This window comes from Olleya sp. HaHaR_3_96, from assembly GCF_019278545.1.
Classification (GTDB): domain Bacteria; phylum Bacteroidota; class Bacteroidia; order Flavobacteriales; family Flavobacteriaceae; genus Olleya.
On sequence record NZ_CP058987.1, the window covers coordinates 3,507,833 to 3,524,341 of the forward strand.

Below are 16,509 nucleotides of genomic sequence, written 5' to 3' on the forward strand. Positions count from 1 at the left end.
GGTATTGGTTTTAAAATATCGTTCTCTTATAAACTAAAGAAATATTATTTATACAATTCGTTCCTTTTTGCTTATCAATTATTAACGATTTTATTTTTATATTTTTGTTTGCTATTTTTTGACAAAGTACAGAAAAAGACATTGTTTTTTGATTTACTACCACTGATTTTGTAATATCGCCACAAAAATAACGCTTAAAATCTAAAGCCGTTTTATTTCCTTCCGACACTTGTAACAGCATTCTTTCAAAGTTTTTAGTTGTAATTGCTGGCGCAGTAATCGGTTTAGGTGGTTCATTTTTATCTGTACCATCCTCTTTTCCCCCAGTATAACCTTCTGGAAACTCTTTTACTCCCCAATCCTTAACTTTTTTACGTCTCTTCTTTCTTTTTTCTAAAACAGATACTTTTTCCTTTGGTTCTAAAACATTAATTTTCTTTTTAGTCATGTATTCTACATCACCATTAACTATCAACTTAACAGTATACAACCCCGGTTCTTTATAAACATACGTAGCAGTTCTATTGTTATCATCTATTCTTGGTGTTTCTCCAAAACGCCACTCCCAAGTACTAGCGTTATTTGTTTCATCTTTTAAAACAAGACTTTCTCCAACTCTTACAGATTGAGGGATATCAAAAACAGGGAATTTTGTAGAATCCAATACTTTTACTGCTTCCTTAATTTCTACTGTTTGTACACCTACACAACTACCATTAACGATTAATTCGACATCATAAGCGCCCGGTTTTTCAAAATAATGCGCAGGACTCTTTTGAAATGAAGACGTGTTATCTCCAAAAGCCCACTGCCATTTTTCTGCATCTATGGTTAAATCATTAAACATAATTGCTTCTCCTACTGAATAATTTTCAGCATCTGTATTAAATAAAACAGTACTACAACCAGAACTGTTTTTTATATGAAACCCTAATACTGTTGCTGAAATTAAGAACACAAAAATAAATAGGTATCTAACCATTTTATCCATGTGATAATGTGTAATATTTTTCTCTGCCATGACTATAAATTTTATAAAATTCGTACTTTATATGGAAAAACGCTAACCGAATGATTTTCCAAAAATAATAATAAATTACTATTTAACGCTTCCCATTCATGTTCTTTTGTAATAGAATCTGGATTAGGGGTCAGTGAGATTTCTATACAATTAATCAACCCTTTATTTATCGCAATATCCTTTACATAACTTTTTCTTATCTGAATATCTGTTATCTTATTATTGTATATTTCGTAACACAACGCTTTTACATCTTCTTTTGTTACTATCCTATCTCTTGACAATAAAGAACGTCTATAAGCATTAAGTCGCTCCTCCATAGTCAAGTGGTCTTTACCTCCAAACGTAGGAGTAAGCAAAGTACTACTTTTTTGTCGTATTCCAATACCTTTATATATCTCTAAGGCACTACCCGTTTTTAAATTATTTGCTAAAGTTCCGTTAGTAGTCCAATACTCTACTAACAAGGACTCCTTAACCTTAAAAGGTTTTAAACTTAAATAAGTGGTTTCTGAAACTTCATTGGTAATTTCCAACACCTTCTTTTCTAAACGCGCTATTAATTGATTTAACTCTTTAAGGTTAGATTGTAAAAAATCATTATTAAACATAGAAAAAGAGGCGCTTTCATCTTTTAATAGCTCCAATAAATACACCACATACTCTTTAGCTTTTCTATATCCTAATTTACCGACATTATCACTCCTTTGGATATAAGTCCCTTTATCTTCATAAGAATTATCCTTACTCTGTGGTTTATATAACTGTCCGTTTGTATTGGTCAAACTATTTATATCCAAAAACAAATCATCTGTTTTAACAGGAATGATACTTATAAACTCCTTCAGCCTGTAAGAAAAGCTGTTCATTTCTCGGTTTAAAACAGGAAAAGCATTCACTGTTCCATAAACATTTGTTAATGTCGCATTAGAGATGACACGAGGAAATACAATCTTAATCCATCGCACATTATCATCAACTTTCACTTTATTATCTGATATAAAAGTATCCAGTTCTTCAAAATTTGAAGTCTTGCAGCTGGTGTTCTCTTTAGATTCAACAATTCTAACAAAATGTTTATTGTAAAAATTACAAGTCTGATGTACTAGATTATTAGTTTTACTTGGTGCGTCTTCAAAAATAGCGTCTAGATCCAATTTAGCACTCTCGGTTGTATTAATAAAACCGGATTCTATTTTAATCTTCTTATTATCAAGGTACCACTCTGAAAACTTTAGATGATGATAAAAAAGAGCTTTATCATCAATATCTAAAAGTTCAAAATAAACAGAAATATCACTTAAATTAAGCGTATCTAAGTCACTAGTGACCCCTAAATATAACGTTGAATTTGGTAAGCTCCCATTACTTGACCCTTGTAGTAAATCCTCATAATCATTTTTACCAACAACCTCTTTTATCGTGTTATCAACTGCTATATAACTAATATTAGCTTTGATTAGATTACAAGATGCTACTGGTGTAAAATATAAATTCTTGAAATTTTGAGTTGTTTTTTTATGTGTTACTTTTTTCTTGTAATAAAAAAGCGTTTCCGGCTGCACTAAAGCTCTATCATCTAAAGGAAAAGAGCTCATCACACCATGTGCCGGCTTTGGACCATAAATGGTCTCTGGCGTCATTAACTGGATTATTTTCTCAGTAATTCTAGTTTGCGACTCATTAATCTCGCCACTAATTTTTTCTATTTCAGAAGCACAAGCACTTATTAAAAGCGCCACAAGCGGATCAAAAGACATTTCAATCTCATTAGCAGGCACACCCCAAAGCTTAGCCGCTTTTTTAAGCATCCTGTTTTTAATTTGTTCTTTTGTGTTATTCATTTATATTTTAATATGATAATGGTCCAATAAAAAAATGCTCTACGTAAGAAAAGTTTTCATCAATTTTTTTGATTCGTCCTTTAATACCAATATCGACTCTTTTTTTTATTCTATTATTTTGTCCGTTAGGATTTAATTCCTCTTGTTTTATTTTAACAGTAATTGATAGCCCTGTTAATCTTTTTTCATGTATTTTTAAAGAATCATATAGCGACTCTTCAATTAGAGATTTTAATTTATTAGTACTTTTCAGATTATCAAAGTCGATATTCCATATGGAACAACCATAAGAATCATCAAAAGTACACTCTCCAAAATATGAGGTTGCTATTAAATGGATATTGTTAGCTATTGAGCTTGATAAATCACAAGTCGAATGATTTTTACTTTTTATCAACGCTTCAGCATTTATTGGTAACTTATAATATGTATTATTCATTTAAGTATAATTGTTCAACTAATATAGACCTATAGATTATAAAAAAAAGAGGAATTCAAATATAATTTATATACTTTAAAAAATAAGGCTTTTCATACCTGTTTTGTTGCATTTCATCGAAATACGAACCTTGTCAAGTTTTTTTTTTCTAATTTTATTACAAATTAATCCAAACACGTTAAAAACACCTTTAAATCTATCCATTAATAATGAAAAAAATAATTTTAATACCTACGCTATTACTATTTTGTATTCTCAATTACGCTCAAAACAGCCGTTTTGAAGGTGTTGTAATAGATGCCCAATTGTCAACCCCGATTAAAGGTGCGATTGTAACCATAAAAGACACTAAATTTACGGAAGCGACTGACGATGATGGTAAATTTGTTTTCACTCAACAATTACCTGAAGGAACCCTAGTTGTTTTAGTAGAGAAAAACAACTTTACAACCAATATATTTTTAATTGACACCGCACCAGGCTTAAAAATTGAAGCTAAAGAAATTAAATTAGAGCCAAACAAAAAAGAACTTTACAATAGAAAAGTTACCGATAGAGAATTGAAAAAACAACAACGTATCGAAGAAAAAAAAGAATCTGAGCGCATTGCTGATATCGAAAAAGAATTAAAAGAAAAAGATAAACTATATGCTAAAGAAATCAAACGTTTAGCTAAAAACAAAAGAAAAGGAAAAATAGACGAAGACACTGTTACACTTGACTACAAAGACCCTAACACAGAGCCAGACGAAGCCCCCTATACTATTACAGAAACGCAAATAAAATACGGAAACATCCTTGGTGTCGATCCAGCAGACCTTACTAATGTAGAACTTTATAATTTAATTGAAGATTGGGATAATGTTCCTTACTTGTATGGAGGGAATACAAAAAAAAGAGGTATTGATTGCTCTTCTTTTACTCAATTTATATTTTCTTCTCTACATAAATTTAGATTAGAACGTACGGCATCCCAACAATATCATTCAGACTCTGTTGACAAATTTAAAAATAGAGGTCAAATTTTCGAAGGTGATTTAATATTTTTTACTGGTGTAGGAGAAAGTAATGATGAAATAAACCATGTTGGAGTATACTTACATAATAATATGTTTGTGCACTCCACAAGTAATAAAGATAATGATGGAAACGGCGGAGTACAAATTAGTGATTTAAGTGAAGATTACTGGTCTACTAAATTTGTATCTGCAGGACGCATAATTTTAGATAATTAAGACGTATAGTTACTAATGGACGCTGTACAACTAAAAGAAATTTTTAACGAGTTATTATCTGTATACCAAAACCTCAAAACAGAGGTTTTGGTGGCAGAAGTTCAAGAACGCACAGATTTAAAATCTGAACAAATTATAATCAATAATAAAAGTACCTTCCAACGACCTTATAGAAGAGACTTATTAAATATCGATATTTCAAAATTAGAAGATGATTTACTAAGCATGGATTTATCCAGAAGCGGATTATACGATTATCTTCCTGAAGGTGTTTTTCATACCCAAACCAGCAATAGGTCAACTTCATTTTCTGCAAACAGGATTAAAACGAAAAAGGAAGAAGCTGCAGCTCGATCCTTTTTCTCTCCAATAGAAAATGAGTTTTTCCATCAAAGATTAAATATTGAAAAAAACGAACGTGTTTTAATAAATAATTTTTACAGTTTAAAAGACGACTATCTTATCGACTTCTGGAATTTAAGTCAAGACATGCCACGTCCCTATTTACTAAAATTAATAAAGCTATTACCTCATACTTTTAAAATTGCTGGAAATTTAGAATTAACACGACTAAGTTTAGAGAAAATTTTAAAAAATGACGTTTCATTTACCACAAAATATATTACCGAAAACAGTACAAAACCAAAACCTCAAGAAGAAGACAAAAGGCTAGGTATAGACTCGGTTTTAGACAATGCAGGTCACCATTTAGCTCACCCTTACTTAGAAGTTACCATATGGCTAAAAAGTAATACAGAAATAAATAGTTACGTTTCCGATAAAGGAATAAACAAATTTTTAGAGATATTTTACAGTTATTTTTTACCTTTAGAGCTTGATGTAACAACAAAATACGAAGTCAAAGATAATCTAGGCTTTTCGTTAGATGCAAAAGACTGTTCCACAATAGGAATTTCAACCAAAATATAAAGACAAAATGGGTTCTCTTTCAAGTTTATTAAGCGGTAACGCTTTTAAAATAAGCATCTTACTTTTTATAGTAGGATCTTTAATAATGATGCTTTTTACCAAAATAAGAAAAATTTTCTCTAAGCAAAAAAAGCAAGCCATACTATATGCTATATTTATTTTAATCTCTTTTGCTCTAGTTGGTTTTATAAGCTCAAGCAAATTTTTAAACGATACAGCTGTTAATAGTTTTATTGGGATGCAAATTATTTTTCTACTATTAGGGATGTTGCACTTATTTATAATGCGTAAATTTTTTAGCGCATTATCAGAAGATAAATCGGACTTCTTTTCTGAATTTTTATTCACGTTTGCCATAACACTAATTGGACTTTTTGCCTTTTTAAATGTGGTTACTAAATTTAGAGAGGGTACCAATTATACATTCTTAGCCTCTTCTATTGTCTTTATGGTGCCTTACCTAGTATATAAACTATATGAGTTCTCTTTATTGATACCCGTTCCAGAATATAAAAATTGGTTTTATCCATTAGAAGTCGATGTTAAAGAACCAACGCAAAAAGAATTACAAAATCCTTTAGTAATTAGTTTTGAGTTTCAAAAAAATCAAAATTTAGCAGATGTCACTAACTTTAGAGTTAAAGCGCCTGAAAACATGGAATTTGGAAAATTATTCTACTTCTTTATAAATGATTATAATGAAAGGCATCCGGAAAGCAAAATAGACTTTATAGATTACAATTCGCAAGAACCACACGGCTGGATATTTTATAGAAAACCAAGTTGGATCAAGTCTTTAAAGCATATCAACTACTCTAAAACAGTCATAGCAAATGATATTAGAGAAGACTATGTCATTGTATGCCAAAGAACTAACATTGACTAAAACAAAAACCACTTGTGGCTTAACAGATAAATGTGCTTTTTATCGAAAATATTTGTGTCCGCTCTACAAAGTGGGTAAATTTAGAGTATGCCAATAATGGCTTTTAAATTTTTACTTAAATATTTTTTATTATGGCTTTCAAAGCAAAACTTAAAGTAGGCGGACAAGAGTACAATGTGTTAAATTCTTCTTATGAATTACACCAAGAAACGGACGCTACAGGAAGACCTTCTTCTATTACAAGAGGAGGTAAAATTAAATTAACTGTAGAGTCTACTGCAGACACTAGTCTTTCTGACTGGATGTTTAACAATTTCGAGCGTAGAGATGGTTCTATCGTATTCTTAAAAAGAGATAGCGATTCTACGTCTAAAGAATTAAAATTCACAGAAGGTTACATGGTTAAATATTACGAAAATTTTGATTCTACAGGACACAATCCAATGTCTGAGTCTTTCGTAATTTCTGCTAAAGGAATCGGTATTGGAAATGGAGAACATGTTAATGACTGGGTTTAATTTAAACTCTTAATTAATTGTTATAGTATCATAATTAAATAAAGGGAGTGCTTATGGCTACTCCCTTTATTTTTTCATTATTCATTTAAATTCCAATACTTATGTCGTTTTTAGCTAAACTTAATATCGATGATAACGAAATGAATGTTTTAGAGTGCTCTTTTGGTTTTCACCAAGGTGCTGATAATACAGGTCGTCCATCACAAAAACCTCGCGGAGGGCAAATAACTATTCTTATAGAATCTACAAATAAAACAGACTTTTTAGAGTGGATGATTTCTAGTAACATGACCAAAAATGGGAGTATCGTCTTTTACAAAAGAGACAACCTATCTAGTCTTAAAACCATAGATTTTAGTGAAGCCTATTGCTTGGACTATGTCGAAGATTTTGATGCTATTGGATCGCAACCGCTAAAAACGCGTGTTGTTATTTCGGCAAAAGAAGTCAGTATAAAAGGAACGACGTATACAAATAATTGGCCAGCAAAAATGTAATAATAGAAAATCTATAATTACTCTTTTCTACGTATATACAACAGAGTTATTAACTCAATACTGTCTATTTTAATAACAGTATAGAGTTATACCTTGGTGCTATATTCTGCCATAATGTATTGTAAACACTTAACTTTTATAGATGAACTACATTAAAAAAACAGATGCTTATGATATTTATATTGAACCTAGTCGTAAAACCATTGTGGTACGCCAAAAATGGAAATATATTTGGACAGTCTCTGAAGGGTTATCTCATTGGACTTATTTAGAGAAAAAGGCTTGGCATCAAAAAGCGGATAATGTTATTTGGCAACAATGGGGTAATAAATTTACTATTTTCACTCTAGTCCATGATATAAACGCAAGTAATAAATCTTTACACAAAAAAGAATTTAATCTTGAATTTGATATACAATGGGTAACTTCGGGAGAACATTGGGAAGCTTTTGTTCAAAAAATAAAACCTAATGAAAAAATAGGAGCATATACAGCAGTAAATGTCAGAAAGATTTTCTTCAGACATATTGATACTGAAAGAAGAATACTTGGCGCTATAAATCAAAATACTGTAAAACATGAATTTGGTCACACTATTGGTGGTGATGACGAATATGGTAATGACTATAAACGAGCAGAGGACCGTACTAAATATGAATCGAGATACGTAAAAGATACTAATGCTCTAATGAACATAGGCAACAACCTAAGGAATAGATATATAGATGAAATAAAATCAGAGCTAAACAAAATGATTCCAAACGTAACTTTTGTAAGTATTTTAGAATAATGAAAACTGTTGTTATAATTATAATAGTCCTTTTAACATTTTCATCATGTAATAATAATAAACAAGTAAAAAAGGGGAACAAAGTAAACAGTGTAAACACTAAAGCTATTGATTCCAGCTACTTTTGTTTAGAGGATTCTATAACAGTTTCTTTTTTATCAAAAGCCAGTTACAAAAAAGCAATAGCAACTTGTCGGTTAACATTATTAGATCAACAATTTATTTTAAAAGGCCATGGGTACATGGATGCAACACAAATTTTAGAGAATTACTACTCAAGAGAAGAACACGAAAGAAACAATATACCAATTAGAATCGCAAAGTGGGGTTCAAAAGATGAAGAAAACATCATTTACGTTTGGTATAAAAAAGAAAACAATGAATGGTTACCTATTGTAGCAGAAAAATATCATAAATCAGCTCAATTTTAAAATAGGTTATCTGTTAAGATAAAAAATAATATTTGGCTTCAAATAAAAGCCTGAAAATATAATAACTTAGTTCAGTTTTAATAATATAATAAGACTATGGCATTACAAAGCAACACTACTATATTTATCTCAGGAACAGAGATTTCAGCATTTAAATCAATAGAACTACATCAAAGTATCGATGCCCATCACAGACTAGAGTTGGTCTGTCGTATGGATGTTTTAGAAAATCTATCTCAAGCGCTTGGAGAATCTAGTAAAAATTACTTAGGAGAAACCATAACACTTCAAACGTCTGCTTTAGGTAGTTTTAGCGGTTATAAGGCATTAGAATTTAAAGGTATCGTCTCACAAATAACCACCATAAAAGGGCATGAAGCTAGTTCTGGTGACGAAGTTGTCATTACAGCCTTAAGCCCAACCTTTATAGCTGACGATGGACCACATTATGCCTCTTATAACGATTTATCATTGGCAGAAATAATAGACCGCACCTTTAGCGACTACGATAGATCTAAATTAGAAGTCCTAATACAACCCAATAACACCGCTACCCTACACTACTCTGTTCAAAATGGAGAAAGTGCTTACAATTACGCTAGCCGTTTAGCAGCACAATATGGCGAGTGGTTTTATTACAATGGCTCTAAGTTAGTCTTTGGAGCACCGGAAGCAGAAGAGTTAGCATTAACCTATGGCTTTGACCTTAAAGAATACAATCTAAATTTAACACCACAATCGCATAATTATAAATTTTATGCCAACGACTACTTGCTAAATGACGTGCACGAAAAAGATGCTAAAGACATTAGTTCTGGTGCCAGTGGTTATAGTGGTTTTGTCTCTAGTAAATCAGATAGTATCTATACTAAAGAAACCAAAGTATGGCATAACTTATATAACGATCCACAGGCTAAGCAAAGATTGGATTCTAACATAGAGTTACAGAAAAAAGCTATCGAAATGCAGCAGGTAAAACTGAATGGTATTAGCGATAATCCAGGCGTCAAATTAGGAAACATTGTAAAAGTTGAAGGTGCAAACTACAGAGTTATAAGTATTACACATAATAATAGAGAAAACGGCGATTACGAAAATAGGTTTGAAGCTGTTACTGCAGATTTTGACGCCTACCCTAACACCAACATCAATGCCTTTCCTAAAAGTGGTACACAAACCGCCACTGTTTTAGAAAATGCAGATCCAGAAGGTCTTGGTAGAATACGTGTACAAATGCCTTGGCAAAAAATAACAGGAGAAATGACCCCTTGGATACGTATTGTAACCCCTCATGCAGGAGGAGACAAAGGCTTCCATTTTATACCAGAACTTGAAGAGGAAGTATTGATTGGTTTTGAAGGTGATAATGCAGAGCATCCCTATATGTTAGGAAGTTTGTATAATGGAGCTGCTAAAGCAGGTGCTTTTCAAAGTAGTGCTAATGATGTTAAAGCTATTAAGACTAGAAGCGGGCATACTATAGAGTTTAATGATAGTAATGGGGCAGAAAGTATAACTATTACTGACAAAAACAGTAATAGAATATTTATAGATACAGTCAAAAATAATATCGAAATCACAGCGTTAGAGAATATGACTTTAAATGCTAAGAACATAAGAATTAATGCTGCTGAAAACATGGAGCTATCAGCAGGTAAAGACATGACAAATAGTGTTGCAGAAGATCTAATTGTAATGGCCAAAAACAAAAACATGGTAATTGAAAAAAATCTATCCGTTAGTTCTGAAAAACATGAAATGGTATCTGAAGAAATCACAATTAGTAGCAATTCTAAAAACCTGACTTTAGCTTCTGGTAAAACAGTCGATATCCAAAGTACAGAAAAAGTTAAACTGTATTAGTACATCCATAACTTAATAAATGACAATGGAAGAGGACATAATATCAAAAAAAGCACTCAAGAATCACAAAATAAATCTTGATCCTACTGGCTTGTATTCCAGATATGGATGCATGATTATTTTTGAGGATAATCAAGCTAAAAATAGTTTGAGATATAAATTAGAAATTAAGTATTTAGGAAAATCAGATAGTAATAGTAATATATTCCAAATAAATAGAAATACTGATATATACATAAATGATAAATTACCAGAATCCAGTATGGATGAATTAGCATCTAAGGTAAGTCAAGTCATATATCCTTTAGAATTAGAGACTAATAAAAATGGAACTTTAAAAAGTGTAACTAATTTTAACGAAATTCAAGACAGGTGGAGTGTTTTAAAAAAGGAATTAAAAAAATACTACAAAGGAGAAACTACCGATAGTTACATTAAATTAAATGATAAAACTCTAAGTATTTCTGAACTTTTTTTTAATAAAATAAAACAAGATTGGTTTTTACACTTATTTTTTGCACCAGTATATGTGTCGTATACAGACTCTAGATACGTCTTTGATAAACCCAAGTATTATATTGCAGGTAACGCAGGGTTAGTGGAATATGATGCAAAAAAAATATTGGAAGAAAATACTTCCGGCCCAATTCATTTTGTAAAAATAAACGGAACTATAAATGATCAAAGATGTGCTTTAGATTTAGAGCAAGAACTAAAATTCCCTTACTACAAAACACTAAACAGTGATGAAAAACCCTTAGAAGGAACATGTAATGTCACTTATGGTATACATAAAGATACAGGTGTAATACAGGGCATAGAGGCCTTTTTCGAAACTAAATTTGTTCAACCAAAAAAAATAACCGTCAAAATGTTTTCTTTAGATAAGCTAGAAGAAATTGAAACTCCTGAAGAAGAAAAGGAAGTAGAAAACGGATTTTGGTCTCGATTTTTTAAAAAATCTAATAAATAGATTATGAGTGAAAAACACGCAGTAGTACAAGGTGCTTTATGTGAATGTCAATTTGGAGATTTTCCAGACAAGTTAAAAGTATTGTCACAAACACGCAATTATGCTAATGATAGCGGAGGCTCACAAAAGTTATTAGCCTCTACAATGGACATTGGAGGTGCCACCTTTGAAAAAAACACCTTTGGCCAATGCAAAATGCAACCCACAGGTAGTAGTTTTAAACCTTGTCAAATAATAATAAGTAAATGGGATGGTGCTTATGAGAATGTAATTTTAAGCAATGAAGGTCAAATTTTATTAGAAGATAGTAAAGCTACCTGCCCTATTGGAGGCAGTCCATGTATTAGTATTATAGACCATGGACAAACAGCAGAAGGTTCTGTAAGTGATTCTGACGAGGCTAACAACGAAGTTCATGCACAATTAAATCCAATGATAGACGTTAGGGAATTACAATATCAACCTAGTGATGAGGGACTAACCATAATTTCTAAAAACAACTAATTATGGGTAAAATTGGAGTTGAAAAAACAGGTCAATTAATTAGTAAAACTGAAGATATCCCATATATAGAATATGGTTTTTCTAAAGCATACAAAGTAGAATATTTTAAACCTCTTGAAGAAGTTGAATTAGATAATTATACATTTGAGCCTAGGATTGCCATTAAAGGGAATAAAAAAGAAATCTTTAAAGCATTCTACTTTAAAGACACTCCTGATACTAGAAAAGGAAGAGCAAAATGGATTGCAAGACCTGAAGAATTATATTCCTTTACAGCTAAGGATAAGAGCTCTATTATAGGAGACATGGTCGAAATAAAAATTGAACCCAAGTATTGTGGTACAAAAATTATGGTAATCGAACCTTTTATGACGACTCCCTCAAATAAATTTCCTAGTAAATTATTAGTCTTCGGAGAGTGGCCAAAAAAAACACTTAGTACGACATGGAGTAAAGAGCAAGAAGGCAGTGCACTATCTGGTCAACTAAAGTTTGGTGATAATATTTGGTTAAATGCAAAGTTAGAAGGCTGTAATGGTGTCTATCTACAAATAGAGATCTATCACGTAGAAAATTTTGGGCATGAGCTCTTACCTCAAATATATACTGGAATGTGTTATGATGGAGAGCTAAATATACAATTCAGAGACACCTATAATTGGCAACAAAAACATGGTTATTTTAAAGATAGTACTGAAAAGTATTATGCAAAAATAAAAATAAAAGGATCAAAAACATATATTGGAAGTAAAACAAAAGATTTAGTCTTTAAGTTTCAAACTTCTAGCAAAACTGTAAAATTAGCAGAAACCGCGCGACCATTAAAATTAGGGCAAAACGAAATAAACATAGAACGTTATGAAACTTGTCGTTTTAAAAAATTAACATTTTGGGATAACAATGAAGATATAAGCTTATTTGATGAGCAAAAATTAGGTGTTGGGGGAGAATCCCCGATGAAGAAATTTGCTGTTTCTAGGACAATTAATTTTGATCTAGATCAAGATTATATAAGACAAGATGCAGCACTAGTGCTTAATAAACTTGCTAAATTTTTAAAAAATAGCCCATTTATACCTGTTGAACTTGGAGCGCATTGTGATATTAGAAAAGATCATAAGTATAATGATGACCTATCAAACAGAAGAGCAAGGTCATCACGGGAGTATTTGATTAAAAAGGGTGTGGGAGCAGACCGTATAACTGGCAAAGGTCATGGAAAAAGACAATTACTGATTAATGGTGAAGATTTAACAGAAAGTCAACATGAAAAAAACAGAAGAGTTACTATAAGATTTATGCTCTCTGGTGGTGACAGCCAGTCATTAATATATGAAACGTTTGCTCCTGATATTACCGCAGAGAAAACTAAAAAGCATATTACTTTAGTAGTTGACGGGTTAGATAGTACGGAACATTGTTTTAAAAAAGGAACTAACCTTGAACATAATACTGAAGTAACTATTTTAAACGACAATGAAAAACCCTCAAAACATATTGGAACAAGTAACATTGTAAAACAAGTATATAGTCCCACTTCTCTAATTAGTATTGCGCCTATCGATTTTATATGGCCACACAGTGTTGCACCTAATATTTATAAATACCATATACACACGTGCAGATACTATTTTTATAAAGACAGAGAAACTATATATGTTAAAGTATTTCCAGACATTAAATGGAGCTTTGATTTTTTACTAGATTTAAAAAATAAAGCTAGCGTTAAATGGGCTAATTTATCAGATAAAAAGCATGCAGAAATGCAAAGTGAAGCTGGAAAAATTGGAGCGGAAAAAAGATGGAAACAAACTGATGTAAAATTACAAGTAGTTGTTAAAGCCTATTGGAATAAGATTAATGAAGACAAATACGAGGACAACTTTGAAATAAAAAAGGAGTTTGAGGGCAAAATAAAACAACTTTACAGTATTTTTTCTAAACTAAAAGAAGCCTCTAAATACATTACAGGAAAAACTAAAGGTAAAATTGTTGAAACACGCATAGGTCGAGATATGCCTTTTACAGTTGTAATGGATGGACCTAGGTTATATTTAGGAGCAGAATGGCAATGCGCTAGAGGAATAACAGACGATAAACCGGCCCCAAATCTTGGTACCGAAATAGTCTTAAAAGTTGTTGCTGCTCCACTTATAAAACTGGCAATAGTAATAGATTTACTAGCTATTATTGTTCAGGGAACTCTTGCTGCCACAACAGGTGGTACAGCAAATGCTGCAGCAAAGCTTTTATTGGATGAAGTAAAAAAATGGCTTTCTGACGAAGAGAATCCTGTAAATATAGACATGTATATGGATTTAGAATTGTTTGGAGAGATTAGTGCTAACACATCTTTAACGTATCATACAGCAGCGCCTAATAAGGCAAGTCTTGCTATAAACACTAAAGTAGGTATTACACTTACTGCTGGCTTAAGTGTAAAAGCAAAATTGGTAGTAATAATAGCTGAGTTTTACGCAAATGGAAGTATTAAAGTAAAAGGAGAAGGATCAATTACTTTTGGTCATGAATTAAACTATATTGGTACATCTCATGGAGGATCGCTAAATTACGAGCCTAAAATGCTGTTTGATGGCATACAAGTTGAAGCCATTATAAAAGCGGAAGTCGGTATGAAAATTAGAACATCATGGTTTAGCTTTAGTCCACACAAAAAATTAGACGATATAGAATATAAAGAACAATTGGTTAAACCTTTTGATATTCTTGAAACAATAACAGGAGGTAAAGTATCAATACCCTTAATTTCATCATAATCTTAATTAAAATAAAGTATAATACAAAATGAAAAATAAAATAATATTATTTAGCAAAACACTAGTATTAATGATGCTAACAAGTTGTAACTCGCAAAACGAAGATTCTATTGATTTAAGTAAAGAGATACTAGGTAAACATATTGATTCTATAGTAAGCCCAAATATTAAAATAAATAGGAATAGTATGAATCATTATGGTTTAGATAATGGTAGCCTTGAAACAGCATCAAAAGAACTAATGAATTTTAATGGTGTTAACCTGTATGGTTTTTTTAATGAAGATGATAATTATCGGAAAAATTCAGTAAAATTTGGTTTTGCTAAAAAAGACAGTATTATTGCTATGTATGAATTATTGACTTATCAAACAGAAAAAAGCAACCAACTAATTAAAGCTTTAGATGATTTTTTAGGTAAGCCTAATTTTACTAGTTATCAGAAAGTAGAAGATCGTAAAGAAGGGAATTACGACGGAAAACTATGGGAGGATAAAATTAATAATCGCAGCTTTTTATTACATGTTTCTATGCAAAAATATGGTAAAAAATGTTGGTTACATGTTGTTGATAATAATAACCCTTATTTTTACGAAACAGCAATAGGATTACCGTGGTTTTCTAAATGGGAAAATTACCTTAAATTTAAAGAATTTAATGAGAAACCTGGAGACTTTACTTATCAAGATTATATAAAGGATCAAACAGAAAAAGGTGACGAATATATTAGCATTTTAACAGAATAATTATTAAACAAAACATAAATCAATATGGTCAAAGAACCTTATTACATGTTAGATTTTAGGGCAGGAACTTGCCTGTTTGAGATTAGAGTAAATGACAACATAATAATGACAATGGATATTAAAGGAGGTGTATCTACTCGCATTCCTATAAATACAGGTATATCTAAAACAGGACCGTTTGAAGTTACTATAAAGTTGTTGCCAAATACCGGAACATTTAGTTTAGATGAAGGATGTTATTTTAATTATTCTGTTGTTTTGGTTGATGTTTATAATGGGTTTGAAGATATTGAGACTTTAGGGAGTTTTAAATCCAAGCGTTTAGAAAAAGATGAACAAAAACTATTTATTACAAGTACCAAATTATATAACGCTATTGTTCCGTATCAAATGAAAACCCTATGGGAAAACGGAAAAAACATTGATAAAGTTAAGGACGCAGAAGAACACCTTCGAAATGCTTATAAACGTATTATTAATATAATACAAAGTAAAAAATATAATCTTTATAAAGATTATATTTCTGCAAGAGAATATAACATGAAAGTGTGTATGTATTTGTCTGAAAAAGAATCTGAAGCTCGTTTTATAAGTTTAAAAAAAGACTTTGAAAATGGTTTTAATGTTGTCGAGTTCCCTGAAAACACGGTAATGGTAACATCCGCTTATGGTAAAAAAGTTTCATTAAAACGTTTAAACGGGAATCCTGCTCTAAGTTTTGGAAATATAAAAGAAGAAGAGCAAATTATGCTAGATATAGAATTCTATTGGTCTGAAGACACTAAGCAGTTTGAAATAATATAGAAAAACTTAATGCCCGCTAACGCTAATTAAAAACGTGTAAGTCCTAAAATAAAATTAAACAATAAAAGCTATCTAATTATTTAGATAGTTTTTCTGTTTTTAGTCATAAGTAAAAACAGACATCAAGTTTAAGTATTAAAGCAAAATTATTATTAATAATAGCTCAATTTTAGGCAAAGGGAAACATTAAAGTAAAAGGTGATATTAAAGCTGATGATTCCCTCTTGGCAAATGGTATTTCAATAAAAAATA

Annotated in this window: 16 protein-coding genes; 13 read left to right on the top strand and 3 right to left on the bottom strand. The window is 31.1% G+C overall.

The annotated features are described in order from the left end of the window. Positions 1-10 precede the first annotated feature (10 nt). Genes H0I26_RS15430 through H0I26_RS15440 form a run of 3 tightly spaced genes read right to left on the bottom strand, consistent with a single transcriptional unit; the run spans position 11 to position 3,304 of the window. Positions 11-1,021, bottom strand: coding sequence for a PKD domain-containing protein (locus tag H0I26_RS15430; RefSeq protein WP_218699870.1), 1,011 nt, complete (start codon positions 1,019-1,021; stop codon positions 11-13). A gap of 11 nt (positions 1,022-1,032) precedes the next feature. Next, positions 1,033-2,865: a type VI secretion system baseplate subunit TssF gene (locus tag H0I26_RS15435; protein WP_218699871.1), complete on the bottom strand. Its 1,833-nt coding sequence runs from the start codon at positions 2,863-2,865 to the stop codon at positions 1,033-1,035. Between the two features lie 7 nt (positions 2,866-2,872). Then, a complete protein-coding gene (locus H0I26_RS15440; protein ID WP_218699872.1) occupies positions 2,873-3,304 on the bottom strand; it encodes a GPW/gp25 family protein in 432 nt (143 codons plus the stop codon). A 209-nt stretch (positions 3,305-3,513) separates the two neighbouring features. Here H0I26_RS15440 and H0I26_RS15445 point away from each other — a divergent pair, with 209 nt between their 5' ends. From H0I26_RS15445 to H0I26_RS15505, 13 genes are all read left to right on the top strand, one after another. After that, a complete protein-coding gene (locus H0I26_RS15445) occupies positions 3,514-4,539 on the top strand; it encodes an NlpC/P60 family protein (protein ID WP_218699873.1) in 1,026 nt (341 codons plus the stop codon). Positions 4,540-4,554: 15 nt separating this feature from the next. Continuing rightward, positions 4,555-5,469 (top strand): hypothetical protein, encoded by a 915-nt coding sequence (locus H0I26_RS15450; protein ID WP_218699874.1) that lies wholly within the window; start codon positions 4,555-4,557, stop codon positions 5,467-5,469. 7 nt (positions 5,470-5,476) lie between these two features. Next, positions 5,477-6,355 carry a TssN family type VI secretion system protein gene (locus H0I26_RS15455; protein WP_218699875.1) on the top strand — a complete coding sequence of 293 codons (879 nt, stop codon included), beginning with the start codon at positions 5,477-5,479 and terminating at the stop codon, positions 6,353-6,355. 131 nt (positions 6,356-6,486) lie between these two features. Beyond that, on the top strand, positions 6,487-6,873 hold the full coding sequence (gene tssD / locus H0I26_RS15460) for a type VI secretion system tube protein TssD (protein ID WP_218699876.1): 387 nt from the start codon (positions 6,487-6,489) through the stop codon (positions 6,871-6,873). Positions 6,874-6,974: 101 nt separating this feature from the next. Continuing rightward, positions 6,975-7,370, top strand: coding sequence for a type VI secretion system tube protein TssD (gene tssD / locus H0I26_RS15465; RefSeq protein WP_101019104.1), 396 nt, complete (start codon positions 6,975-6,977; stop codon positions 7,368-7,370). Positions 7,371-7,512: 142 nt separating this feature from the next. Continuing rightward, complete coding sequence (locus H0I26_RS15470) at positions 7,513-8,160, top strand: hypothetical protein (protein ID WP_218699877.1); 648 nt, start codon at positions 7,513-7,515, stop codon at positions 8,158-8,160. Further along, positions 8,160-8,591, top strand: a complete 432-nt coding sequence (locus H0I26_RS15475) for a hypothetical protein (RefSeq protein ID WP_218699878.1) — start codon at positions 8,160-8,162, stop codon at positions 8,589-8,591. Before H0I26_RS15470 ends, H0I26_RS15475 begins: the two co-directional genes overlap by 1 nt. A 96-nt stretch (positions 8,592-8,687) precedes the next feature. Beyond that, positions 8,688-10,454, top strand: a complete 1,767-nt coding sequence (locus tag H0I26_RS15480; protein WP_218699879.1) for a type VI secretion system Vgr family protein — start codon at positions 8,688-8,690, stop codon at positions 10,452-10,454. Between the two features lie 25 nt (positions 10,455-10,479). Further along, entirely contained in the window at positions 10,480-11,427 is a 948-nt protein-coding gene (locus H0I26_RS15485; RefSeq protein WP_218699880.1) for a hypothetical protein, read from the top strand. A gap of 3 nt (positions 11,428-11,430) precedes the next feature. After that, positions 11,431-11,931 (top strand): DUF4280 domain-containing protein, encoded by a 501-nt coding sequence (locus H0I26_RS15490; RefSeq protein WP_218699881.1) that lies wholly within the window; start codon positions 11,431-11,433, stop codon positions 11,929-11,931. Between the two features lie 2 nt (positions 11,932-11,933). Beyond that, positions 11,934-14,708, top strand: coding sequence for an OmpA family protein (locus H0I26_RS15495; RefSeq protein WP_218699882.1), 2,775 nt, complete (start codon positions 11,934-11,936; stop codon positions 14,706-14,708). Positions 14,709-14,736: 28 nt separating this feature from the next. After that, positions 14,737-15,453 (top strand): hypothetical protein, encoded by a 717-nt coding sequence (locus tag H0I26_RS15500; protein WP_218699883.1) that lies wholly within the window; start codon positions 14,737-14,739, stop codon positions 15,451-15,453. Positions 15,454-15,477: 24 nt separating this feature from the next. Beyond that, complete coding sequence (locus tag H0I26_RS15505) at positions 15,478-16,257, top strand: hypothetical protein (protein ID WP_218699884.1); 780 nt, start codon at positions 15,478-15,480, stop codon at positions 16,255-16,257. Positions 16,258-16,509: the final 252 nt, after the last annotated feature.

What these genes read in the sequence shown, in the direction of transcription:
- H0I26_RS15500 (WP_218699883.1), top strand. Translation starts at nt 14,737, where the DNA reads ATGAAAAATAAAATAATATTATTTAGCAAAACACTAGTATTAATGATG.
- H0I26_RS15455 (WP_218699875.1), top strand. Translation starts at nt 5,477, where the DNA reads ATGGGTTCTCTTTCAAGTTTATTAAGCGGTAACGCTTTTAAAATAAGC.
- H0I26_RS15495 (WP_218699882.1), top strand. Translation starts at nt 11,934, where the DNA reads ATGGGTAAAATTGGAGTTGAAAAAACAGGTCAATTAATTAGTAAAACT.
- H0I26_RS15470 (WP_218699877.1), top strand. Translation starts at nt 7,513, where the DNA reads ATGAACTACATTAAAAAAACAGATGCTTATGATATTTATATTGAACCT.
- H0I26_RS15480 (WP_218699879.1), top strand. Translation starts at nt 8,688, where the DNA reads ATGGCATTACAAAGCAACACTACTATATTTATCTCAGGAACAGAGATT.
- H0I26_RS15485 (WP_218699880.1), top strand. Translation starts at nt 10,480, where the DNA reads ATGGAAGAGGACATAATATCAAAAAAAGCACTCAAGAATCACAAAATA.
- H0I26_RS15475 (WP_218699878.1), top strand. Translation starts at nt 8,160, where the DNA reads ATGAAAACTGTTGTTATAATTATAATAGTCCTTTTAACATTTTCATCA.
- H0I26_RS15440 (WP_218699872.1), bottom strand. Translation starts at nt 3,304, where the DNA reads ATGAATAATACATATTATAAGTTACCAATAAATGCTGAAGCGTTGATA.
- H0I26_RS15445 (WP_218699873.1), top strand. Translation starts at nt 3,514, where the DNA reads ATGAAAAAAATAATTTTAATACCTACGCTATTACTATTTTGTATTCTC.
- H0I26_RS15435 (WP_218699871.1), bottom strand. Translation starts at nt 2,865, where the DNA reads ATGAATAACACAAAAGAACAAATTAAAAACAGGATGCTTAAAAAAGCG.
- H0I26_RS15430 (WP_218699870.1), bottom strand. Translation starts at nt 1,021, where the DNA reads ATGGCAGAGAAAAATATTACACATTATCACATGGATAAAATGGTTAGA.
- tssD (WP_218699876.1), top strand. Translation starts at nt 6,487, where the DNA reads ATGGCTTTCAAAGCAAAACTTAAAGTAGGCGGACAAGAGTACAATGTG.
- H0I26_RS15450 (WP_218699874.1), top strand. Translation starts at nt 4,555, where the DNA reads ATGGACGCTGTACAACTAAAAGAAATTTTTAACGAGTTATTATCTGTA.
- H0I26_RS15505 (WP_218699884.1), top strand. Translation starts at nt 15,478, where the DNA reads ATGGTCAAAGAACCTTATTACATGTTAGATTTTAGGGCAGGAACTTGC.
- tssD (WP_101019104.1), top strand. Translation starts at nt 6,975, where the DNA reads ATGTCGTTTTTAGCTAAACTTAATATCGATGATAACGAAATGAATGTT.
- H0I26_RS15490 (WP_218699881.1), top strand. Translation starts at nt 11,431, where the DNA reads ATGAGTGAAAAACACGCAGTAGTACAAGGTGCTTTATGTGAATGTCAA.